This window comes from Parviterribacter multiflagellatus (genome assembly GCF_056863265.1).
Genome location: NZ_JBXPIZ010000015.1, coordinates 38,671 through 60,048 on the forward strand (window position 1 = coordinate 38,671; position 21,378 = coordinate 60,048).

A 21,378-nucleotide genomic window follows, 5' to 3' on the forward strand; every position below is an offset into this window, starting at 1 on the left:
CGTCCCGCGTCAGCCGCCGTCGAGCACCCTGCCGACGATGCCCTCCGTCAGCCGCGGGCCGAGCTCCTCGAGGTTCCAGCCCGCGGCGCGGTCGCGGTAGCGGTTGGTGACCCAGAACGCGCTCGCGCCGCGGCCGGGCAGGCGCACCACCTCGGCGTAGGACCAGCCGTTGCCGCCGTTGTGCCACGCGACCCGGCCGGCGCCCCCGCGCTGGATCACCCACCCGTAGCCGTAGGAGGTGTCGCCGCCCGGCTCCTCGCGCACGTGGGCGCGGAAGAGCTTGGCCTTCGCGCGCCGGTCGAGCACCTTCGTCCCGCGCAGGGCGCCGAGCCAGCGGAACATGTCGCGCGCGGTCGAGAGCATCCCGCCGTTGCCGCGCAGGTTCCAGTACGGGCCGTCCGCGGCCCACGGGTGCTCGAACGGCCGGCCCTGCGGCCGGCCGCGCGGGTCGTACTCGACCGCGACCTGCTCGCGCGCCCACCGCGGCAGCACGTAGCCGGTCTGCGTCATGCCCGCCGGCGCGAAGAGGTGCCGGGCGAGGTACGCCTCGTACCCCATGCCCGACGCCTCCTCGACGATCGCGGCCAGCAGGCTGTAGCCGGTGTTCGAGTAGCGGTACGCGGCGCCCGGCCGCGACCGCAGGCGCGACCGCAGCGCGCGGTCGACGAGCGCGCGGCGGCTCACGGGCTCGTAGTCGTCGCCGAGCCCCTCCACCAGGCCCGACGTGTGCGTGAGCAGGTGGTGCACGGTGATCGCGCGCTTGCCGGCCGGCACGCGGCCGAGGTGCTCGCCGATCCGGTCGCGCACGCTGAGCCTGCCCTGCATCTCCAGCTTCAGGATCGCCGCGGCGGTGAACTGCTTGGTGATCGACCCGACGTCGTAGACCGTGTCGCACGTCGCCGCGATCCCGGCCTCGCGGTCGGCCGGCCCGAAGCCGCGGCAGTGCACGAGCTCGCCGCGGCGGGCGGCGACCACCGTGCCGCTCGCGCCGGGCGGCAGCGCCGCGTCGAGGAACCGCTGGATCGCCGCGTCGGCCGGATCGCCGCTCGCCGGGCCGGCGGCCGGGCGCGCCGCGACCGCGTGGGCGCCGCCGCCGAGCGCGCCGGTCACGGCCAGGACGATCAGCGCCAGCCATGCCCGGTGCCGCGTCATCGGGCCGCCCAGCCCGAGATGCGCTCGACGTCGACGGCGACGATCGGGCCCTCCGGACGCCGCGCCGCGTACTGCGGGTACTTCGCGGCGAGCGCGTCCAGCGCGTCCGCGCCATCGGCCGCGTCGACCACCCGGGCCGCCCCGTCGGCGCGCACCCACCACAGCTGCGTCCAGTCGTCGTCGTAGTGGTCGACGAGCAGGCACACGCGCGGGTCGCGCTCGACGTCGCGCAGGCGCGCGAGCGCGCGGGTCGCCTTCGGCTTGTGGTCGACGGCGTGGACGATCGTCGTCCCGACCACCGCGAACGTGACCGGGACGACGCGCGGCGCGGTCGTCGCGAGCCGCCCGACGCGGGCGGCCGCGAGCCGGTCCCACGCCGCCGCCTCGTTCATCCCAGGCCGGCGTCGTGCAGCTCGAACATCGCGCGCTCGATCCGCTCGAGCTCCGCCTCCACGACCGCGCGCCTGCCGGACGGCAGCCAGAAGAAGACCCGGTCGGCGCCGGCCTTCTCGTACTTCTCCAGCAGCGACACATCCGGCCGGACGTTCATCACGACGGCCTCGATCGGGCGGTCGGCGCGCTCGCGCAGCTCCGCGATCCGCCCGGCGATCCCGCGCCCGTGGTTCGGCATCCACGCGTCGCCGTACTCGAGCACGCGGTCGAGCACCGTCGGGCCGTCGCCGCCGACGAGGATCGGCGGGTGCGGCCTCTGCAGCGGCTTGGGGTCGCTCCAGATGCGGTCGAACGAGACGAACTCGCCGTCGAACGACGCCTCGTGCTGCGTCCAGATCGCCTTCATCGCCAGGACGTGCTCGCGCATCCGCCGCATCCGCGTGCGGGGGTCGACGCCGTGGTTGCGCATCTCCTCGCGGTTCCACCCGGCCCCGACGCCCAGCTCGAACCGCCCGCCGCTGAGGTGGTCGAGCGACGCGACCTCCTTGGCGGTGACGATCGGATCGCGCTGCGCCACCAGCGCGATGCCCGTCCCGACCCGCAGGCGCGTCGTCGCCGCGAGCGCGTACGCCGACGCCACGAACGGGTCGTACGTGCGCGCGTACTTGCGCGGCAGCGGCGGCGCGCCCTCGGTGCCGCCCCACGGCGTCTCGCGCGCCGCCGGGATGTGCGTGTGCTCGGCCCAGAGCAGCCACCGGTGCCCGCGCTCCTCGACGAGCCGCGCGAGCTCGGCCGGCCCCAGGCCGTCGTGGGTGGGGAAGTAGGCGACGCCCGCGTCCATGCGGGCAAGCTATACGCCTGCGCCGCCCCCGGGGCGCGCCGCCCGCTCGTTCACCCGAGCGCCTCGGCGAGGAGCACGGCGCTGCCGAACACCGCGGCGACCACGAACACGGCGCCGACCACGCGCACGTCCGGCCCTCCGTGGATGCCGGTGGCGTGCACCGCCGCGTGGCCCTTCCCCCGGCGCAGCAGCCAGCGGTTGACCGGGAGCGTGACGAGCCCGGCGACGGCGAAGGCGAACGACAGCGAGCCCCAGAAGAGCACGGTGTCGACGCCGCCGTCCATCGCGCCGGGGACGAGGAGCATCACCGCGTTGTCGACGATCTCCATCACCGTGATGCTCAGCGTGTCGGCGGTGAGGGCGATCGGCACGACGACCTTCAGCGGCAGCCCGCCGCGCAGCAGCGGCAGGCTCGTGATCGTGTAGCCGAACAGGAACGCGAGCGCCACGGCGAGCACGACGGTCCCGAGCTCCGAGAAGCCGAGGGCCGTGCCGATCACCATGCCCAGGACCTCGCCGATCGCGCAGCCGGTGAGGCAGTGGAGCGTCGCGTTCAGCGCGAGCGCGTCGAGCGCCCGCCCCTCGGTCGGCAGCGCCGACCCATGGTGGTGCGCGGCGGTCACGCCGCCGCCGGCGCGGCGTGCGCGGTCGCCCAGCTGAGCGCGTGGTCGGCGACCTCCTCCCACCCGGGCGCGCCCGGGAAGTGCGGCCGGCCGGGGAACTCCACGAACTCGACCTCGCCGTCGTACTTCTCGGCGTTGTGGCGGGCGACCTTCGCCGGGATGACGTGGTCCTCGCCGAACCCGATCAACAGCAGCGGCGCGCGGCCCTCGCGGTGGAAGTCGACCTCCGTCGCCGCGTGGCGGTGCAGGTTGGCGAACGCCCCCTCCCGCAGCACGTGGCTCGCGCCCGGCACGTGGTAGCGCGCGTGGATCGCGTCGGACTCCTCGCGGCTGAGCGTGTTGGCGAACGCGTAGTGGAACTCCTTCGCCGTCAGCGGCACCGCGTTGTTGCGGTTGAGCGGGTTGGCGAGCACCGGCGAGACCGCGCGCAGCGTCGTCAGGGGCAGGTCGAGGATGCCCTTCACGGTCGAGGAGGAGACGCCGACGCCGGCCGCGCCGAGGCCGCGGTCGAGCAGGATCTGCGTGAACGTCCCGCCGAACGAGTGGCCCATGATGATCGGCGGGGCGTCGAGGCCGCGGATGATCTCCTCGTAGTGGGCGACGATCGTCTCCACGTCGAGCCGCGCGATCGGGTCGGGGTCGGCGTTGAGCGCCTCCACCTCGGCCTCCATCCCCGGCCAGGCCGGGGCGAGGACGGTGTAGCCGCGGCTCTCGTAGCGGGCCTTCCAGTGCTCCCAGCTGCGGGGTGTCATCCACAGCCCGTGGATGAGGACGATGGTGCTCGGGCTCGTCGCTGCGTCGGTCATGTCCGCGACCGTAGGCGCGGACGTTCAGGTTCGAGTACGTCACCCGTTCGGGCGGCGTACGTCACCGGTCGCGGCGCAGCGCGCCCGCCAGCTCGCTCCGCGCCGTGACGCCGAGCTTGGGGAACGCGCGGTACAGGTGCGTGCTCACCGTCCGCGCGGAGATGTAGAGCCGCTGCCCGATCTCGCGGTTGGTCAGGCCGGCCGCCGCCAGCTCGGCGATCTGCAGCTCCTGGGCCGTCAGCTCGTCCCAGGCGCCGGGCTCCCGGCTGCGCGCGCGCTCGCCCGACGCGCGCAGCTCCTGCGCCGCCCGCTCGGCGCGCGGCCGGTCGCCCAGCGCGGCGAACATCGCGTGCGCGGTGCGCAGCGGCACCCGCGACTCGGCCACCCGGCGGGCGCGCCGCAGCCACGCGCCGTAGGCCAGCAGCGTCCGGGCGTGCAGCGACGGCCAGGCGGCGAGGTCGCGGTCGAGCATCGCCTGGAAGGCCGGCTCGGCGCCGGCCGACGGAGCGAGCGTCGCGCGCGCGTACGCGAGGCCGTGGCCGAGGATCGGCGACCTGGTTCGCTCGGCCACGGACGCGAGCCGCTCGAGATGACCACGCGCCTCGGCGTGGCGGCCCGCGCGGACCGCCGCCTCCGCGAGCTCCGCCACGAGGAACGTCCGCATCGCCGCGTGCGCCGCCGGCCCGTCGCCGGCGAAGACGCCCGCCAGGTGCTCGAACGCCTCGTCCGGCCGCCCGAGCGACAGCGCCGCCAGCCCGCGGCACAGGGCCACGAGCGGCGGCGGCGCCGCCGTGGCCGCCGCGTCGATCCCGCCGAGCAGCGACGCGTCACCGCCCTGGGCCGCGAGCGTCGCCTCCTGCAGCTGCGCGGACACGACCCACACCGGCTGGGCGGTCTCCGCGGCCAGCCGGCCGCCTTCGGCGACGGCGATCGTCCCGTCCTTCACGCGCCCGAGGTGGATCGCGCACCAGCCGTTCTCCAGCAGCACCTGCGCGAGGCGGCTCAGCCGGCCGCTCGCGCGGTGCCCGTCGATCGCGCGCCGGTGCTGGGCGTCGGCGACGTCGAGCGCGCCGGCCGCCATCGCGGCAGCCGCGCGGTGCTGGGCGTTCACCGGGTCCGTGTCGTGCTCGTGCCCCGCCCGGGCGAGCCGGTCGACCACCACCCCGCCGCGGTCGTGCGGCGCGGCCGCCGCCAGGACGGACAGGACGAGCGGGTGATCGGGCGGGAGCGGCAGCCGCTCGGCGGCGTCGATCACCTGGGCGCGCAGCGCGTCGGGCACCGGCGCCCACCACAGCTGCGTGCCGACCGCGTGCAGCCCGTGCAGCGCGAGGTCGACGTCCCCGCCCTCCTGCAGGCGCCGCACGATGTCGAGGTAGGCCGGCAGGCGCCGCGCGTCGGCGTAGTGGGCGGCGAGGTGCTGCGCGAGCCAGGCCAGCCGCGCGGACTCGAGCGGGTCGAGGGTCAGCTCCTCGGCCGCCGCGGCCAGCCGCTGCGCCTCCTCCTGCCGGCCCAGGTCGTGCGCGAGCTCCGCGGCGCGCAGGAGCCGGCGCCCGCGTCCGGCGTCCGTGGCGCTCAGCGCAGCCGCACGCTCGTAGGCGGTCACCGCGACCTCCACGGCGCCCGTCGTCTCCGCGTCGAGCGCCACCGCCTCGAGCTCCTCCGCGACGGCCTCGTCGGCGCCGGCGGCGGCCGCGGCGCGGTGCCAGACGCGCCGCTCGGGCCGGTCCGCCAGCACCTCCACGAGCGCCGCGTGCGCCGCGCGCAGGTCGCGGGGTCGCGCCGTCCGGACGAGCGCGGAGCGCACGAGCGGATGGCGGAACCTGACGCGCCCGCCGGCGACGTCGACGACGTGCGCGTCGACCGCCGCCGCCAGGTCGTCGGCGGTCAGCGTCGCGCCCGCCAGGAGACCTGCCGCCGCGAGGATCTCCGCCGCGTCGTCGCGGTCGTCCGCCGCCGCGACGAGCAGCAGCCGGCGGACGGGCTCGGGCAGCTCGCCGACGCGCCCGGCGAACGCGCGCTCCAGCCGGTCGGTGAGCGGCAGCGGCGACGGCGCGGAGGCCGGCGCCGCGCGCGGGAGCTCGACGAGCGCGAGCGGGTTGCCCGCCGCCGCCTGCAGCAGCGCCGCGCGGCGCGCCTCGGGGAGCGCCGGGGCGTGCGCGTCGAGCAGGCGCTGCGCCGCCTCGGGAGCGAGCCGGTCGAGCTCCAGCACCGGGAGCCCCGCCTCGTGCAGCGGCCCCGCGGCGCCGTCGCGCGCGGCGGCCACGAGCACGATCGGGTCGGCCTCCAGCCGCCGGGCGACGAACGCGAGCACGTCCAGCGTGGCGCTGTCGAGCCACTGGGCGTCGTCGACCACGAGCAGCACCGGCCCGTCCTCTGCGACGTCGGCGAGCAGGTCGAGCGTCGCGAGCGCCACGCGGAAGAGCCCCGGCTCGCGCGCGTCGCCTGCGCCGAACGCGGTCACGAGCGTCGCCCTGGCCTCGGGGCTGCGGCGCAGGACCGGGGCCAGCAGCAGGTGCAGGCCGGCGTACGGGACGTGGGCCTCCGACTGCACGCCGGCCGCGCGGAGCACGCGCGCGCCGTCCTCGTCCGCCAGGCGCACCGCCTCCGCGAGGACCGCGGTCTTCCCGATGCCCGGCTCGCCCGTCACCAGCAGCGCACCGCCGCGCTCGCGCCCGCGCGCCAGCGCCCGCCGCACCGCGTCCAGCTCCGGCCCGCGGCCGACCAGGTCGCCGCGCGTCGTGTCCTCGCTCATCCGCATCTGACGACGCGCGACGGTATCGACGAGCACCCCGGCTCGTACCGATCGCACCCGTGAACGAGCCCAGGGTGCGCACGGGCGCGCCGCCGCACCCTCCGCCGGAGGATGCGGCAATGACCTCGGTGGACATCACCACGAGCGCCCCGACACCCGCGGCGCAGACCCGCATCGCCCGCATCGGCGACCTCCGCATCCGGTACGCCGACACCGGCGGCACGGTCCGGCCGACGCTGCTCCTCACGAGCCCCTGGCCGGAGAGCATCCTCGCCTTCACCCCGATCTGGCCGGCCCTCAGCGCGCGCTTCCGCGTGGTCGCCGTCGACCTGCCCGGCTTCGGCCGCTCCGAGGGCCGCGACGAGCTCCTCGCGTCCGAGGCGATGGGCGGGTTCCTCGTCCGCTTCGCCGAGGCGCTCGGCATCCGCCCGCACGTCGTCGGCCCGGACGTCGGGACGTCGGCCGCGCTGTTCGCCGCGGCGGCCCGCCCCGACCTGTTCCCGAGCGTCGTGGTGGGCAGCGGCGGAGCCGCGGTGCCGCTCGCGCTCGGCGAGCCGCTGCGCGACTGGGCGCTCGCGGAGGACCTCGACCGCTTCCGGGCGATGGACGCCCGCGCGATCGTCGACGCGGCCATCGACACGATCGACGGCGTCGTGTCGGACGAGGCGCGCGCCGACTAAGAAGGTGGTCTCCATCTCCAGGTCGACCTCCCGCAGGTCGCCGTCGACGAGCCGCGCGCCCGTCGACAGCAGCTCGTTGTTGACGACCAGGGTCGCGTCGCTCGCGCGGGCGGCGGCCTGCGCGATGGACTCCGGATCCGTCACGTCGAGGCGGGAGATCCACACGCCGGGATGCGCCGTGGGCTGCGGCGCCCGCGACATCGCGTGCACCCGTGCACCCCGGCGCAGCAGCTCGGCGACGAGGGACGGGCCGAGCCCCGATGCGCTCCGGTCACCACCGCGACGCACCCAGCGTGCATGGCTCAGGCGGCCGCCGGCCGGGCGGTGGAGTCGGGTTCCGCGATGGTGGGCACGAGAACCGCGACGATGCCGCCCCGCTGCAGAGGTCGCGCCCGGGGACACCCCGGTCCTCCCACCGGCGCGCCCCTCGAACCGAGCAGCGGGGCGCCGCGCCGAGCGCGGCGCCCCGCATCACTCAGGCTGCGACGGGCTCCCGTGCTTCGGCGTCCGCGGCCGCGGGCGCCCGGAGGAGCGCCGAGGCCAGGACCGCGCCGACCAGCGCGATCCCCGCCGCGCCGATGAACGCCGCCGAGTAGCCGTCGGTGAGCGCCGCGGCGTCGCCGAGCCGGTCGGCGCCCTGCGACGTCGCCACCGCGGTCATCGCTGCCAGGCCGAGCGCGGAGCCGACCTGGTAGGCCGTGTTGACGATGCCGGACGCCAGCCCGCCCTCTTCGGGCTTGGCCGACGAGATCGCCGTCCCGAGCGACGGGATGAACGCGAGCGACATGCCGGCCGCCGCGATCAACGACGCCGGGAGGACGTCCGTGGCGAAGCTGCCGTCAGGCCGCACGAACGACAGCGCGACCATCCCGGCCGCCAGGAGCAGCATCCCGGCCACGACCGGGGTCTTCGGCCCGTACCGCGCGATGACGCGCGGCGCGACGACGACCATGAGGGCCATGATCGCGAGCGTCATCGGCAGCAGGGCGGCCCCGCCTTCGAACGCGCCGTAGCCGAGCACCTGCTGCAGGTACAGGTTCAGGAAGAACCACATCGGGATCCAGGCCGCGCCGAGCAGGAGCTGCGCCAGGTTCGCGGCCGCGAGGTTCGGCGTGCGGAAGATGCTCAGGCGCATCAGGGGCGCGCGTCGCGCAGCCTGGATCGCGAGGAACGCGACGACGAGCGCGGCGCCTCCCGCGAGCCCGAGCAGCGTCTCGGTCGCGCCCCAGCCCACCTCGGGCGCGCGGACGATCGCGAACACCGTCAGCGCGAGCCCGGCGGTGGCGGCCAGAGCGCCCGCGACGTCGATCGAGCCCCGTCGCGCCGGCGCGCTCGGCATGAGCGACGGCGTGACGGCGAGGACGAGGAGCGCGATCGGCACGTTGACGTAGAAGACCCACGGCCAGCTGATCCACTCCGTGATCACGCCGCCGAGGAACACGCCCGCGGTGCCGCCCGCCGGAGCGGCGGCGCCGTAGATGGCGAACGCCTTCACCAGCTCCTTCGGGTCGGCGGCGAACAGCATCATCAGGAGCGTGAGCGCGGACGGCGCGATGAGCGCCGCACCCGCCCCCTGGACCGCCCGGGACGCGATCTCCACACCGACCGAGTCGGCGAGGCCGGCGCCCAGCGACCCGGCGAGCAGGACGACCCAGCCGGCCATGAACAGCGGCTTTGCGCCGAAGAGGTCCGAGAGCCGCCCGCCGAGCAGGAGCAGCCCGCCGAGCGCGACGACGTAGGCGTTGAAGACCCAGGACAGGGTCTCGGGGGTGAAGCCGAGATCCGCCTGGATCTCGGGCAGGGCCACGCCGATGATCGACGTGTCCATGATGACCATGAACTGCGCGAGCGCGATGACGGCCAGGGCCGACCAGCGCCGCGGATCTGCGGACTGCATGAGGGACTGCCTTTCCGAGCCGCACCACGCGGCTCAACGTGAGGGATGTGTCGGGGCGGTGCCGCGCTGCCGGTCGGACGACCGTCAGGCCGCGATGGCACATCGCCCGCATCCGGCGGCCCCTGCAGCCACCGCCCAGGTCAGGTACGTGCGGTTCTCGGTCGTCATCGTCGGCTCTTCCTCATGTGGTCTTGTCATACCCCCCGGGGGTATTATACTGGAAGACATGAGCACGGTCACCGCCCCCACGCACGAGACCGCGGTCCTGCACGTCGGCGGGCTGCACTACGCCAGCGAGAAGGGCCGCGTCGAGCACGCGCTCGGGGCGCGCCCCGGGGTGATCGCCGTCGAGGCCAACCCGGTGGCGCAGACCGCCACCGTGACCTTCGACGCGACCGAGACGTCCGTCGCGGACCTCACGCGCTGGGTCACGGAGTGCGGCTACCACTGCGCCGGGCAGTCCGTCCCCGGGCACATCTGCGACCCGATGGCGGAGCCCGGGCACGAGCACGCCGCCCACGAGCACGCCGCGCACGACCACGCGGCGCACGGGCACGGGCACGGCGGCCACGCCGGCATGTCGATGGAGCAGATGGAACGCGACATGCGCAACCGCTTCCTGGCCGCGCTCGCGTTCACGATCCCCATCGTCCTGTGGTCGATGGTCGGCACCGAGCTGCTCGGCACCGAGCTGGCGACCCCGTTCGGGATCGACCGCGAGGTGTGGCAGCTGCTGCTGAGCCTGCCCGTCGTCCTCTACGCCTCGTCGATCTTCTTCACCGGCGCCGTCGCGGCGCTGCGCAGCAGGACGCTGGACATGATGGTGCTGGTCGCCGTCGCGATCGGCGTCGGCTGGGCGTACTCGGTCGCGGCCACGTTCTTCATCGAGGGCGAGGTCTTCTACGAGGCCGCCGGCATGCTCGCGACGTTCGTGCTGCTCGGGCACTGGTTCGAGATGCGCGCCCGCGGCGGCGCCAACGACGCCATCCGCGCGCTGCTCGACCTCGCTCCTCCGATGGCGGTCGTCCTGCGCGACGGCCAGCCGGTCGAGGTGCCGACCGCCGAGGTGGTCGTCGGCGACCTCCTCCTCGTCCGGCCCGGTTCGAAGGTGCCCGTGGACGCTCGCGTCGAGGAGGGCGAGAGCCAGGTCGACGAGTCGACCGTCACCGGCGAGAGCCTGCCGGTGAAGAAGGGGCCGGGCGACGAGCTGATCGGCGCGACGATCAACAAGAACGGGACGCTGCGCGCCCGGGCGACGAAGGTCGGCGCCGACACCGCGCTCGCCCAGATCGTCAAGCTCGTCCAGGAGGCCCAGAGCTCCAAGGCGCCCGGCCAGCGGCTCGCCGACCGCGCGGCGTTCTGGCTGGTGCTCGTCGCGCTCATCGGCGGCGCCCTGACCTTCGCGGTCTGGTACTTCGTCGTCGGCCGCGACGCCCAGGAGGCGCTGCTGTTCGCCATCACCGTCGTGGTCATCACCTGCCCGGACGCGCTCGGCCTCGCGACGCCGACGGCCGTGATGGTCGGCACCGGCCTGGGCGCCCAGCGCGGCATCCTGTTCAAGCACGCGATGGGGCTGGAGCAGGCGGCCACGCTGGACACGGTCGTGCTCGACAAGACCGGCACCCTCACGCGCGGCGAGCCCGAGGTCGTGGCGGTCGCGACCGCCGACGGCGTCGACGAGGACGAGGTCCTGCGCCTGGTCGCCGCCGCCGAGGGCGACTCGGAGCACCCGCTCGCGCAGGCCATCGTCAGCGCCGCGTCATCGCGTGGGCTGACCGTGCCGCGCGCGGAGGGCTTCGAGGCCGTGCCGGGCCACGGGCTGCTCGCCACGGTGGACGGCCACCGGCTGGCGGTCGGCAACCCGCGGCTGCTCGAGCGCGAGGGCATCTCGCGCGACGGGCTGGCCGCCCGCTCCGACGAGCTCGCCGGCGAGGGCCGCACGAGCGTGCAGGTGGCGATCGACGGCCGTGCGGCCGCGGTCATCGCCGTCGCGGACGCCCCACGCGAGACGGCCGGCGAGGCGATCGCCGCGCTCGAGGCCCTCGGCGTCCGGACGGTCATGCTCTCCGGCGACAGCCGGGCGACCGCCGAGCGCGTGGCCGCCGAGCTGGGCATCGACGAGGTCATCGCGGAGGTCCTGCCGGCCGACAAGGCCGCCAAGGTCAAGGAGCTGCAGGCCGAGGGGCGCAAGGTCGCGATGGTCGGCGACGGCGTCAACGACGCACCGGCGCTCGCGCAGGCCGACGTCGGCATCGCGATCGGCGCGGGCACCGACGTCGCGGTCGAGACCGCGGACGTGGTGCTGATGCGCTCCGACCCGCTCGACGTCGCGACCGCCATCACGATCAGCCGCGGGACGAAGCGCAAGATGCACCAGAACCTGGCCTGGGCCGTCGGCTACAACAGCCTGGCCCTGCCGGTCGCCGCGGGCGTCTTCGAACCCCTCGGGTTCGTGCTGCGCCCCGAGGTCGGCGCGATCTCGATGGCGGGCTCGAGCATCATCGTGGCGCTCAACGCCGTGGCCCTCAAGCGCCTGCGGCTCCCGCGCCAGCACGCGCGCGTTCCCGGCAGCTGACCGTCGCCGCGAGCTCGACCACCTGCGCGGCCACGACCTCCAGCCGCTCGCGCGCAGCCTCGACGCCCTCCTCGGCGACGTTGTGCGCGACGCCGAGCGGCGTCGGCCAGCCGCGCAGCGCGTGCACGACCTGCCGCAGCGACTGCAGCGTCGCGTTCGCGCCCTGCCAGCCGTCGCCGGTCGCGATGAGCCCGACCGCGCGGCCTTCCAGGTACGGGCATCGCTCGTCGCGGAGCTCCTCGAGGTGGTCGAGCGCGTTCTTGATCAGCCCGGACGTGCCGCCGTGGTAGCTGGGCGACGCGATGATCAGCCCGTCCGCCTCGCGCACCGCGTCGACCAGGTGCTCGGCGGCCGCGCTGCGCGGCCCGCCGACGTCGTACGACGGCAGATCCAGCTGGGGACCGACGATCGCGGTGGTGCGCGCACCGAGCGCACGTGCGTGCTCCAGCGCGATCTCCAGCGCGCGCGAGCTCGACGAGCCGAACCGCATGGTCCCGCCGAGCCCGACGATCAGGGGTGTCGTGTTCATGGCGACCCCCGGTCTACCACCTCAAGCGCGCTTGAAGTCAAGCACCCCGAGACGCTGAGCCGGTGCTCGTCGCCTCGGCGGCAGGCACGAGCGCGGGCAGACGCAGCAGGCGCCGGCCGAGCTCGGGCATCCACCAGTTCCAGCGGCCGAGCCACGAGACGGTGGCGGGGACGAGCAGCGAGCGCACGACGAGCGCGTCGATGAGGACGCCCGCGGCGAGTCCGGTGGCGAGCACCTGCAGGTCCGCGTCGCCGGCGGTCGCCATCGAGGCGAACGCGAGGAAGACGATCAGCGCCGCGCTGGTCACGAGCCGCCCGGTGCCGGCCATCCCGCGGACGACCGCCTCGTCGGTCGAGCCGGTGCGGTCGTACTCCTCGCGCATCCTGGCGAGGATGAACACCTCGTAGTCCATCGAGAGCCCGTAGATGAACGCGAACACGATCACCGGCGCCCACGACAAGACCGCTCCGGAGGGTCCGACGCCGAACAGCAGCTCGGTGCCGACCCCGTGCTGCCAGACGAGCGTCATCACGCCCCAGGTCGCGAAGACCGACAGCAGGTTCATCGCGATCGCCTTCGCGGGCAGCACGATCGAGCGGAACGCGCGTGCCAGCAGCACGAACGTGACGACCGAGATCAGCAGGAGCATCAGCGGGAAGGAGCCGTAGACGCCGTCGATGAAGTCCATCGTCTCCGCGGTGCCCCCGCCGACCGTCGTGGCCGGAAGCTCCGCGGCGGCATCGCGCACGGCGTCGACCGTGTCCCGTCCGGCCTGCGAGCTTGAGTCGCTGCGCGGGAGGACCTCGACGACGGCTCGGTCGTCGGCGCGCCACGCGTCGCGCGGGGCGCTGGCGGCGCGGACGCCGTCGACGGCTGCCATGCGGGCGGCGGTGTCGTCCGCGCGGTCGGCCGGGGTCAGGACCTCGATGGGCGCGAGCGGCGCGGCGCCGATGCCGGAGCGATCGAGCTGCGCGAGCGCGGCCTTCGGGTCGCCGGTGCCGTTGAGCGACTTCGCTTCCGGGCTGCCGAGCAGCATGCCCTGGGCGACGATGCAGAGCGCGACGAGCACGGCCGTGCCGCCGACTGCGGCGGCGACGCGGTGGCGGATGACCAGGCGCGCCCAGCCGGCCCAGTGCCGGTCGGCGCGGTCGGTGCGGCGCAGCCGGCGCGCGTCGGCGAGCGGGCCGACCGTCGCGAGCACGACCGGCAGCAGCGTCAGCGCGACGGCGACGGACACCAGCGGGATGAGCAGGCCGCCGTAGCCCATCGAGCGCAGGAACGGCACCGGCAGCACGAGCGCCGAGAGCAGTCCGATCGCCACGGTGCTGCCGCTGAACAGCACGGCGCGCCCGGCGGTGCCGGCGGCGTGCACGATCGCCTGCTCGTTGCCTTGACCGCGGTCTCGTTCCTCACGCCAGCGCATGACGATCAGGAGCGCGTAGTCGATCGCGACGCCGAGGCCGATCAGCGAGACGAGGAAGACGACGACCAGGTTGACCTCGGTCAGCGCGGTGAGCCCCCAGACCGCCAGCAGCGTGACCGGGATCGCGACGATCGACATCAGCACCGGCACGACGGCGAGTGCGGACGCGAAGACGAACACCAGCACGATCAGCGCCCCGACGCCGGCGATGAGCGTCTCGTTCAGGAAGCCGGGACCGCCGCCCTCGCCTGGCGCCTCGCGGGCCAGCAGCGCGTTCCCGGTGAGCCGGACCTCGGCGCCGCCCACGCGCGCGTCCGCGGCGGCCTGCTCGGCGCGCGCCAGCGTCACGTCGCTGATCTCGTTCCCGCTCGGCCCGGCGTCCTCGACCACGGCCGACGGTGGATGCACGATCGCGAACGTGGTGCGGCCGTCGTCTGAGACGTACGCCGGCTCGGGGGTGGAGCCGAAGGACGCGATGCGCGCGCCGGGGACGGCGCGCGCGAGGTCCTGCTCGAGCGCCCGCAGGTCGGCGCGGACCGCCGGCGCGCGGGCCGTCGTCCCGGGTGGCAGCGTGACGACGGCGACGAGCGGCGGGGTCGCGCCGCCCGTGTCGAAGCGGCTGACGATCTCCTCGTTCGCGATGGTGCTCGCGCTGTCGGGCATGGTGAAGTTCTCGTTGAGCGCGTCGGTGACCTTCGCGGAGCCGTAGAACCCGACCAGGGTGAGCGCGAGCCAGGCCACGGCGACGAGGCGCTTGTGGGCGAGCACCCACTGGGTGAGGCTCTTGAGCCAGCGCCCGGTGCGGTCGATCGGCGGAGGGGAGATCGATGTCGTTGACATGCCCGGCGACGCTAGGTCTGCCGCGGCCCGCGCGAAACGTCCGCTCGGCGGATCCTGCGCCTCCTCCCACGGGAGGAGACGCCTCCTGCCGCGGGAGGTTCCCGGGCAGGGGGCGTGCCGTTACGCTCGGCCTCGTGTCGAGGATCAGGTCCGCGCCGGGCTCGCGCCAACTCGCGCTCGACGTCGCGCTCACGGCCGCGGTGTTCGGGTTCTCGGTCGTGCAGATGGCCAGCCAGGCGTTCGGCGCGGAGGCCGGCCAGGCGCGCGAAGCCGACCTGGTCGGCGTGGCCGTCTGCCTGCTCGCCGCGCTCCCGCTGCTGGCGCGTCACCGAGCGCCGCGAGCGGCGCTGGTGGTGGTCCTCGCCGGCGCCGTGGCGCCCGTCGCGCTCGACTACGCCGTCCTGACCGCGCCCGCTCCGGCGATCGTCCTCGCCGCGCTCGCCGAGCGCGACCGCCGGAGAGAGGACGCGTTCTTCATCCTGATCGCCTGCCTCGCCGCCTTCGCGGCGTACGTGGCCGTGGCCTGGTCGCGCTTCGAACCCGAGCCGGGCGAGTCCACGATCACCGCGCTGCTGTGGGCGGGCGGCTGGCTCGTCAGCGATCGCCGCCGCCTGGCACGGCAGCGGGCGGCGCAGGAGCGGGAGCGCACCGTGGGCGAGCAGCGCCTCGCGGTCGCCGAGGAGCGATCGCGGATCGCCCGCGAGCTGCACGACTCGGTCGGCCATGCGATCAACTCGATCCTCATCCAGGCCGGCGCGGCGCGGCTCGTCCAGGACAGCCAGCCGGAGCGCAGCCGCGAGGCGATCGCGACCATCGAGGCGATCGCGCGCGAGAGCATGCAGGACATCGACGCGATCCTGGGCGGACTGCGCGATGGCGCGCCGGCCGACCTGGAGCCGCTGCCCGGCATCGACGGCATCGGCGCGCTCGTCGAGCGCCACCGGGCCGCCGGCCTGGACTTCTCGCTGCGCGACCGCACGGGCCCTGAGCTGCGCCTGCCGCCACCGATCGATCGCGCCGCCTATCGCATCGCGCAGGAGGCGATGACCAACGCCGCGCGCCACGGGACCGGCGCCGCCGAGCTGACGCTCGAGTGCCGCGACGGTGCGCTGGTGCTCACGGTGACCAACCCCGTCGCCGAGGGCGCGACCGCGCGGACCACGGGCGGCCACGGCCTGACCGGGATGCGCGAGCGCGCCGCGCTGCTCGGCGGCACGCTGGACGGCCGCCGGATCGGCGACCGCTTCGAGGTCCGCGCGACGCTGCCCCGAGGCCGACAGGCGCCGTGACCGACGCGAGCGACGCGATCCGCGTGATGCTCGTGGACGACGACGACCTCGTCCGCCGCGGCCTGCGCCTGATCCTCTCCAGCGACCCGGCGCTCGAGGTCGTCGCCGAGGCCGAGGACGGCGACATCGCGCTGCGCCGCGCGCCCCACCACCGCCCCGACGTCGTGCTGATGGACGTGCGGATGCCGCAGATGGACGGCATCACCGCGACCCGCGAGCTGATCGCTCGGGTGCCCGACGCGCGCGTGGTCATCCTCACGACGTTCGGCGAGGACGAGTACGTCGTCGGGGCGCTGCGCGCCGGCGCCAGCGGCTTCCTGCTCAAGCGCAGCACCCCTGAGGACCTGCTGCGCGCGATCCACGTCGTCGCCTCCGGCGACGCGCTGCTCTCACCCGCGGTGACACGACGCGTGATCGAGCGCGTGGTCGAGCAACCGGTCGTGAGCTCGTCCCCGGATCCCCGGCTCGCCGACCTCACGCCGCGCGAGCTCGAGGTCTTCCTGCTCATCGCCCAAGGGCGCTCCAACCGCGAGATCGCCGCCGCGCTGACCGTCGAGGAGACGACGGTCAAGAGCCACGTGCGCAACGTGCTGACCAAGCTCGGCGCACGCGACCGGATCCATGCCGTGATCCTCGCCTACGAGTGCGGTGTGGTCGCGCCTGGCAAGCGCACGGCGCCGTGAGCGGGCGGTCACACGTGCGTCTTCAGCCACGCCGAGAACGTGGTCGTGCCCCGCAGGTCGGGCGTGTCGGTGGTGAGCGCACCGGCGCGGAGCGCGCGGGTCGCCCGCGTGACGGGCGGCACCGGGATCCGCACCGCACGCGTGCCCGTCGCCGCGCTCCACGCGGACGCGAGCGCGCCGAGCGGCTCGATCGCCGGACCCGCGACGGTCACCACGCCGTGGCGCGGCTCGGTCAGCGCGGCCTCGGCGACGGCCTGAGCGACGTCGGCCGCGGCGACAGGCTGCACGGGGACGGCGCCGCCTGGCAGCACCCGCCACCGCGCGGCTGACGCGAAGCCCCACGCGAGGAGCTCGTGGAACTGCGTGGCGCGGACGATCGTCCACGGCACCGGGCCGCCGCGGACCACGTCCAGCTGCTCGACCTTCGCGGCGTAGTACGCGAGGGGGACCTGCTCCGCGCCGACGATCCCCAGCTCGACGTGGTGGCGCACGCCCGCCCGCGCCTCCGCCGCGAGCAGGCGACGCGTCCCTGCGACGAGCACCGCGCGCCCGTGCTTGGACGAGGTCTCGTTGACGGCGTCCACCACGACCTCGACGCCCGCAAGCGCGCCGTCGAGCCCCGCGCCGGTCGTCAGGTCGACCGGGTGCTCGGACGCGGACCGGCTCAGGACGCGAGGCGTGTGCCCCCGCCGCTCCAGCTCCGTGACGACCGCGGCGCCGAGCCGTCCTCGGCCGCCGATGACTGCGATGTGCATGCCGCCATCGTGCGCTCACCGCGCCCGCGTCACATCCGTGAACCCCACCGGTCGAACCACCAGCCTCGAGGACCCGGCGATGGGGTCCACTGCAGCGCTGATGCTCGCGGGACTCCGGTCAGGCGGCCCCGGGTGCGACATCGGCCCGGGACGGACCATCTGGCCCCGGTGCCGCCGAGGCGGGGAGCTGCACCGTGACGGAGAGCCCGCCGCCGGTCCGCGGGCTCAAGGTGAGCGTGCCGTCGTGGGCTTGGACGATGCTCCTGACGATGGCCAGGCCCAGTCCGAGGCCGACGTGGTCGTTGCGCACGCGGCTGCTGCCACGCTGGAACGGCTCGGCGAGCGTGGCGACCAGCTGCGGGGCGAGCCGCTCGCCGGTGTTCTCGACCGTGAGCACCACCCGCTCAGCGTGTGCGCTGGTCGTCACCCACACGACGCCGTGGTCGGGCAGGTTGTGGACGATCGCGTTGTGCAGGAGGTTCGTCGCCATCTGCAGCAGGAGCGCGGGCGAGCCGGTGGTGTGCGTCACGTCGGCGGAGACCTCGATGGCCACGCCGCGGTCTGCCGCGAAGGGCAGGAGCGTCTCGGTGGCTTCTTCGGCGACCAGGGACAGCTCGACGGGCTCCGCGGCGAACGTGCGCTGATCGGCCCGGCTGAGCAGGAGGAGCGCTTCGGTGAGGTCGATCGCTCGCGTGTTGACGGCGTGCAGGCGCTTGACGAGCTCGTCCTCGCGGCCGTCGTCCTTGCGGGCGACGTCGAGCAGCGTCTGCGTGATGGCCAACGGCGTGCGCAGCTCGTGCGAGGCGTTGGCGGCGAATCGCTGCTGTTCGTCGGCGCGTCGTCGCTGCTCGGCGACGTGGGCCTCGAGCTCGGTGAGCATGGCGTCGAAGGCGTCGGCGAGCTGGCGGAACTCGTCGCGGCGGCCCGGGAGCCGGATGCGGTGCGACAGCGATCCGGTCGCGGCGAGGCTCGTCGCGTCGGTGATCCGCTCGAGGGGAGCGAGCATCCGCCCGGCCAGGAGCCATCCTCCGGCAAGGCCGAACACGAGGAGGAACGCCAGCACCACGACCGCAGCCGCACCGAAGACGCTGGGGCCGAAGTTGGTGGGATCGAGGACGCGCGGGAAGTTGGTGAGCCTGGGAACGAGGCTGCTGGTGGGATAGCTGCGCAGGAGGAACACCCACACGGCCGCGAGCATCAGGGCACCGGCGAGCACGAGGAACCCGGCGTAGCTGAGGGTGAGCTTCAGGCGGACGCTCAACCCGGGCGGTCTGTCCACGGCCTTCTCCATCGCGCCCGGCGTATCGGGGCCGGCGAGCGTGCCGCCCACCCGTGCCGCCAGGTCGGCTGGCGAGAAGCCCATCTAGCCGATCGGGAAGTCGAAGTAGGTGTCCGGGAACGGCTCGTCCTCGAGCGTGTAGTGCCACCACTCGCGTGCGTAAGCGCCGAAGCCGGCCGCGGTCATGATCGAGCGCAGGTGCCGGCGGTTCGCGCTCTCCGCGTCGGTGATGCCGGACGCATCGTGGTGCGAGACCGCGTCCATCAGGTCGAAGCCGCCGCCCATCGTCACGAGCTCGCCGGTGGCCAGCTCGAACAGCGTCAGGTCGATCGTGCTGCCGCGGCTGTGCCCCGAGCGGGCGGCGACGTAGCCGCGCGTCAACATCTCGGCGCGGCCGATGTTCGGGTAGTGGCGGCGCTTCGTCCGGCCGTCCTCGGGCTGCCCGGCCCAGCGCAGGAAGCAGTCGACCGCGCGCTGCGGGCGGTAGCCGTCCCACAGCAGCAGGCCGAAGCCCCGCTCGGCGGCGTGGTCCCGGGCGCGCTCGAGCGCGGCGCAGAGCGCGGTCGTGCCCACGATGCGGTTCGCGCCGTAGCCGTCGACCGGCTTGCCGGTGAAGTTGTCCCACGTGGCGTACTTGGCGTCCCAGCGCAGGCCCGGGACGCGCTCGTCGACGAACGCGAACCCGTCGATCATCGGGTCTGGAGGGCCGCGGTGACGAGCCGGTCGAGGACGTCGGCGAAGCTCAGCCCGGCCGCCGCCATCATCCGCGGGTACCGGCTGTAGGACGTCATGCCGGGGAACGTGTTGACCTCGTTGAGGACCACACGCTCGTCCGGGGTGAGGAACAGGTCGACCCGCGCCAGGCCGCGGCAGCCGAGCGCGCGGTAGATCACCTTCGCGGCCTCCTGCACGCGCGCACGGGCCGCAGGCGAGATCTTGGCCGGGACGGTCACCGTCGCGTTGTCGGATCCCTGCTCGGGCGCGCGCTCCTGGTGGATCCGGAAGAAGCCGTCGGACAGCGCGATCTGGTCGACCTCGCCGGCGAGCAGGTGGGCGCCGGCGCCGTGGATCGCGCAGCCGACCTCGCTCCCCTCGACGGCCTCCTCGATGACGACCTTCGCGTCGTACCGGCGGGCAGTCGCGATCGCGCCGGCGAGCTCGTCAGCGTGCGCGACCTTGGTGACGCCGAACGACGAGCCCGACCGCGCGGGCTTGACGAACACCGGGTAGGCCAGCTCGTCTGGTGCGCCCTCACCCGGCGCGAGCGTCGTGAATGTCGGCGTGGAGATGCCGGCCTGGCGCGCCACGAGGTAGGTGAGCGACTTGTCCATGCACAGCGCGGAGCTCTGGATGTCGCAGCCCGCGTACGGGATGCCGGACAGCTCGAGCAGTCCCTGGATCGCGCCGTCCTCGCCGAAGCGGCCATGCAGCACGGGCAGGACGACGTCGAGCGCGACGGTCGCGTAGCGACCGTCGTCGAGCACGAGCAGTCCGGGGTCGGCACGGTCCGGGGAGAGGATCGCTGGGCGGCCCTGCTGCCATCCGGGCTTCGGCCCGTCGCACAGCCGCCATTCGCCCTTCTCGGTGATGCCGACGAAGAACGGCTCGTACCTGAACGGGTCGAGGTGCTTGGCGACCTCACGCGCGGACTTGACCGAGATCGGGTGCTCCTCGCTCGTCCCCCCGAACAGGACGCCGAGCTTGACCTTAGGCATGCCGGTGCTCCAGGCAGTTCACGAGCGACTGCTCGACCATGTCGCGCAGCGCGCGGTCGGTGTGGTAGGCGGTGTGCGGGGTGATCAGCACGTTCGGCAGCGCGTGCAGCCGCGCCAGGTGGTCGCTCACCGGGCGGTCGCGGCAGTCGGCATAGAAGAACGACTGCTCGCCTTCGAGGACGTCGAGCGCGGCGCCGCCGAGGCGGCGGCTCTCCAGCGCAGTGACGAGCGCTGCCGTGTCGATCAGCCCGCCGCGTCCGGTGTTGACGACGACCGCGCCGCGCTTCATCGCGTCGATCCGCGGGCGGTCGAGCAGATGGCGGGTCCGCTCGGTGAGCGGCGTGTGGAGCGTGACGATGTCGCTCTGCTCGAGCAGCGCGTCGAGCGGGACGTGGGCGGCGCCGGTGCCGGGCCGCGTGTCGTGGGCGAGCACGCGGGCGCCGAATCCGCGGAGGCGCTCGATCACCGCGCCGCCGATGCGGCCGGTGCCCACGACGCCGACAGTCAGGTCGCGGAGCTCTCGGCCGCGGGTCTCGTTGAGCCGGTAGTCGTGGACGTCCGCGCGCCGGATGGTCGTCCGGGCGTGCCGGATCGCCATCAGCATGAGCATCAGCGTGTAGTCGGCGACGCTGTCCGGCGAGTAGGCGACGGTCTCGACGGCGATGTCGAGCCGGGCCGCGTAGTCGACGTCGATGTGGTCGCAGCCGGCGCTGCGGGTGGAGACGTAGCGCACGCCGGCGTGCCGCAGCGCGCGGAGGGTCGCGGGGGCGACCGGGGTCCTGTGGCCGATGCTGACGCACCTGCTGCCGCGGGCCAGGCCGGCGGTCTGCTCGGTCACCGGCGCCGCGGTGATGGTGGGAGCGACGCCGTGCCGGGAGCACAGCTCGTCGAAGAGCGTGGCCTCGTCCGGAGCGCAGCCGTAGATCGTGATCCCCGTGGTCGGGACGGCGGCGGAGCGCGGAGACGCCGGTGGGGTGTGGAGCATGCCGGTGAGTCAACGCAGCGGGGCGTTGCCGGCCCGTATGGGGATCTCCATATGCCGCCGATAGGCGGCGGACCGGTCCCGGCGTGCGCGGGCGAGGCATCCGGAGGCGGCGCGAAGGGGCGGTCTGCCTCGCTGTCACGCGAACGCCGGGAGCGCCCGCC

At 74.6% G+C, this 21,378-nt stretch carries 18 protein-coding genes; 4 read left to right on the forward strand and 14 right to left on the reverse strand.

Going from position 1 to position 21,378, the window contains the following annotated elements; all coding sequences use genetic code 11:
- Positions 1-9 precede the first annotated feature (9 nt).
- From AC1UE5_RS27305 to AC1UE5_RS27330, 6 genes are all read right to left on the reverse strand, one after another.
- A complete protein-coding gene (locus tag AC1UE5_RS27305) occupies positions 10-1,152 on the reverse strand; it encodes a serine hydrolase domain-containing protein (RefSeq protein ID WP_482929110.1) in 1,143 nt (380 codons plus the stop codon).
- Positions 1,149-1,544, reverse strand: a complete 396-nt coding sequence (locus tag AC1UE5_RS27310; RefSeq protein WP_482929111.1) for a TIGR03668 family PPOX class F420-dependent oxidoreductase — start codon at positions 1,542-1,544, stop codon at positions 1,149-1,151. The genes AC1UE5_RS27305 and AC1UE5_RS27310 overlap by 4 nt, the downstream gene beginning before the upstream one ends.
- A complete protein-coding gene (locus AC1UE5_RS27315) occupies positions 1,541-2,386 on the reverse strand; it encodes an LLM class F420-dependent oxidoreductase (RefSeq protein ID WP_482929112.1) in 846 nt (281 codons plus the stop codon). Before AC1UE5_RS27315 ends, AC1UE5_RS27310 begins: the two co-directional genes overlap by 4 nt.
- 50 nt (positions 2,387-2,436) lie before the next feature.
- Positions 2,437-3,009, reverse strand: a complete 573-nt coding sequence (locus tag AC1UE5_RS27320) for a DUF4396 domain-containing protein (RefSeq protein ID WP_482929113.1) — start codon at positions 3,007-3,009, stop codon at positions 2,437-2,439.
- Positions 3,006-3,815: an alpha/beta hydrolase gene (locus AC1UE5_RS27325; protein ID WP_482929114.1), complete on the reverse strand. Its 810-nt coding sequence runs from the start codon at positions 3,813-3,815 to the stop codon at positions 3,006-3,008. Before AC1UE5_RS27325 ends, AC1UE5_RS27320 begins: the two co-directional genes overlap by 4 nt.
- Positions 3,816-3,876: 61 nt before the next feature.
- A complete protein-coding gene (locus tag AC1UE5_RS27330) occupies positions 3,877-6,603 on the reverse strand; it encodes an ATP-binding protein (RefSeq protein WP_482929115.1) in 2,727 nt (908 codons plus the stop codon).
- 83 nt (positions 6,604-6,686) lie between these two features.
- Here AC1UE5_RS27330 and AC1UE5_RS27335 point away from each other — a divergent pair, with 83 nt between their 5' ends.
- The gene (locus AC1UE5_RS27335) at positions 6,687-7,247 is read left to right on the forward strand and encodes an alpha/beta fold hydrolase (RefSeq protein ID WP_482929116.1); all 561 of its coding nucleotides are present in this window, start codon (positions 6,687-6,689) and stop codon (positions 7,245-7,247) included.
- Between the two features lie 475 nt (positions 7,248-7,722).
- Here AC1UE5_RS27335 and AC1UE5_RS27340 read toward each other — a convergent pair whose 3' ends face one another.
- Positions 7,723-9,144 (reverse strand): MFS transporter, encoded by a 1,422-nt coding sequence (locus AC1UE5_RS27340; protein ID WP_482929117.1) that lies wholly within the window; start codon positions 9,142-9,144, stop codon positions 7,723-7,725.
- A gap of 226 nt (positions 9,145-9,370) precedes the next feature.
- On the opposite strand from AC1UE5_RS27340, the gene AC1UE5_RS27345 reads away from it, so the two are divergent.
- Positions 9,371-11,719 carry a heavy metal translocating P-type ATPase gene (locus AC1UE5_RS27345; RefSeq protein ID WP_482929118.1) on the forward strand — a complete coding sequence of 783 codons (2,349 nt, stop codon included), beginning with the start codon at positions 9,371-9,373 and terminating at the stop codon, positions 11,717-11,719.
- On the opposite strand, the gene AC1UE5_RS27350 is transcribed toward AC1UE5_RS27345, so the two are convergent.
- Together AC1UE5_RS27350 and AC1UE5_RS27355 are read right to left on the reverse strand one after the other, a co-directional pair.
- A complete protein-coding gene (locus AC1UE5_RS27350) occupies positions 11,670-12,248 on the reverse strand; it encodes an NADPH-dependent FMN reductase (RefSeq protein ID WP_482929119.1) in 579 nt (192 codons plus the stop codon). The genes AC1UE5_RS27345 and AC1UE5_RS27350 overlap by 50 nt on opposite strands.
- Positions 12,249-12,285: 37 nt before the next feature.
- Positions 12,286-14,511 carry an MMPL family transporter gene (locus AC1UE5_RS27355; protein ID WP_482929120.1) on the reverse strand — a complete coding sequence of 742 codons (2,226 nt, stop codon included), beginning with the start codon at positions 14,509-14,511 and terminating at the stop codon, positions 12,286-12,288.
- A gap of 134 nt (positions 14,512-14,645) precedes the next feature.
- On the opposite strand from AC1UE5_RS27355, the gene AC1UE5_RS27360 reads away from it, so the two are divergent.
- Both AC1UE5_RS27360 and AC1UE5_RS27365 read left to right on the forward strand, forming a co-directional pair.
- The gene (locus AC1UE5_RS27360) at positions 14,646-15,800 is read left to right on the forward strand and encodes a sensor histidine kinase (RefSeq protein WP_482929121.1); all 1,155 of its coding nucleotides are present in this window, start codon (positions 14,646-14,648) and stop codon (positions 15,798-15,800) included.
- Positions 15,797-16,483, forward strand: coding sequence for a response regulator (locus tag AC1UE5_RS27365; RefSeq protein WP_482929122.1), 687 nt, complete (start codon positions 15,797-15,799; stop codon positions 16,481-16,483). Before AC1UE5_RS27360 ends, AC1UE5_RS27365 begins: the two co-directional genes overlap by 4 nt.
- 8 nt (positions 16,484-16,491) lie before the next feature.
- Here the strand turns inward: AC1UE5_RS27365 and AC1UE5_RS27370 are convergent, their stop codons facing one another.
- The 5 genes from AC1UE5_RS27370 to AC1UE5_RS27390 form a co-directional block, all read right to left on the reverse strand.
- Positions 16,492-17,238, reverse strand: coding sequence for an SDR family oxidoreductase (locus tag AC1UE5_RS27370; protein WP_482929123.1), 747 nt, complete (start codon positions 17,236-17,238; stop codon positions 16,492-16,494).
- A gap of 118 nt (positions 17,239-17,356) precedes the next feature.
- Positions 17,357-18,517: a sensor histidine kinase gene (locus AC1UE5_RS27375; protein WP_482929159.1), complete on the reverse strand. Its 1,161-nt coding sequence runs from the start codon at positions 18,515-18,517 to the stop codon at positions 17,357-17,359.
- Positions 18,518-18,601: 84 nt separating this feature from the next.
- Positions 18,602-19,210 carry a D-Ala-D-Ala dipeptidase VanX gene (gene vanX / locus AC1UE5_RS27380; protein ID WP_482929124.1) on the reverse strand — a complete coding sequence of 203 codons (609 nt, stop codon included), beginning with the start codon at positions 19,208-19,210 and terminating at the stop codon, positions 18,602-18,604.
- Entirely contained in the window at positions 19,207-20,232 is a 1,026-nt protein-coding gene (locus AC1UE5_RS27385) for a D-alanine--D-alanine ligase family protein (RefSeq protein ID WP_482929125.1), read from the reverse strand. The genes vanX and AC1UE5_RS27385 overlap by 4 nt, the downstream gene beginning before the upstream one ends.
- Positions 20,225-21,217 (reverse strand): NAD(P)-dependent oxidoreductase, encoded by a 993-nt coding sequence (locus AC1UE5_RS27390; protein ID WP_482929126.1) that lies wholly within the window; start codon positions 21,215-21,217, stop codon positions 20,225-20,227. Before AC1UE5_RS27390 ends, AC1UE5_RS27385 begins: the two co-directional genes overlap by 8 nt.
- Positions 21,218-21,378 lie beyond the last annotated feature (161 nt).

Excerpts from the sequence above, each read along its gene's own strand:
- AC1UE5_RS27305 (WP_482929110.1), bottom strand. The coding sequence starts at position 1,152 with ATGACGCGGCACCGGGCATGGCTGGCGCTGATCGTCCTGGCCGTGACC.
- AC1UE5_RS27310 (WP_482929111.1), bottom strand. The coding sequence starts at position 1,544 with ATGAACGAGGCGGCGGCGTGGGACCGGCTCGCGGCCGCCCGCGTCGGG.
- AC1UE5_RS27315 (WP_482929112.1), bottom strand. The coding sequence starts at position 2,386 with ATGGACGCGGGCGTCGCCTACTTCCCCACCCACGACGGCCTGGGGCCG.
- AC1UE5_RS27325 (WP_482929114.1), bottom strand. The coding sequence starts at position 3,815 with ATGACCGACGCAGCGACGAGCCCGAGCACCATCGTCCTCATCCACGGG.
- AC1UE5_RS27335 (WP_482929116.1), top strand. The coding sequence starts at position 6,687 with ATGACCTCGGTGGACATCACCACGAGCGCCCCGACACCCGCGGCGCAG.
- AC1UE5_RS27340 (WP_482929117.1), bottom strand. The coding sequence starts at position 9,144 with ATGCAGTCCGCAGATCCGCGGCGCTGGTCGGCCCTGGCCGTCATCGCG.
- AC1UE5_RS27345 (WP_482929118.1), top strand. The coding sequence starts at position 9,371 with ATGAGCACGGTCACCGCCCCCACGCACGAGACCGCGGTCCTGCACGTC.
- AC1UE5_RS27350 (WP_482929119.1), bottom strand. The coding sequence starts at position 12,248 with ATGAACACGACACCCCTGATCGTCGGGCTCGGCGGGACCATGCGGTTC.
- AC1UE5_RS27355 (WP_482929120.1), bottom strand. The coding sequence starts at position 14,511 with ATGTCAACGACATCGATCTCCCCTCCGCCGATCGACCGCACCGGGCGC.
- AC1UE5_RS27370 (WP_482929123.1), bottom strand. The coding sequence starts at position 17,238 with ATGCACATCGCAGTCATCGGCGGCCGAGGACGGCTCGGCGCCGCGGTC.
- vanX (WP_482929124.1), bottom strand. The coding sequence starts at position 19,210 with ATGATCGACGGGTTCGCGTTCGTCGACGAGCGCGTCCCGGGCCTGCGC.
- AC1UE5_RS27385 (WP_482929125.1), bottom strand. The coding sequence starts at position 20,232 with ATGCCTAAGGTCAAGCTCGGCGTCCTGTTCGGGGGGACGAGCGAGGAG.
- AC1UE5_RS27390 (WP_482929126.1), bottom strand. The coding sequence starts at position 21,217 with ATGCTCCACACCCCACCGGCGTCTCCGCGCTCCGCCGCCGTCCCGACC.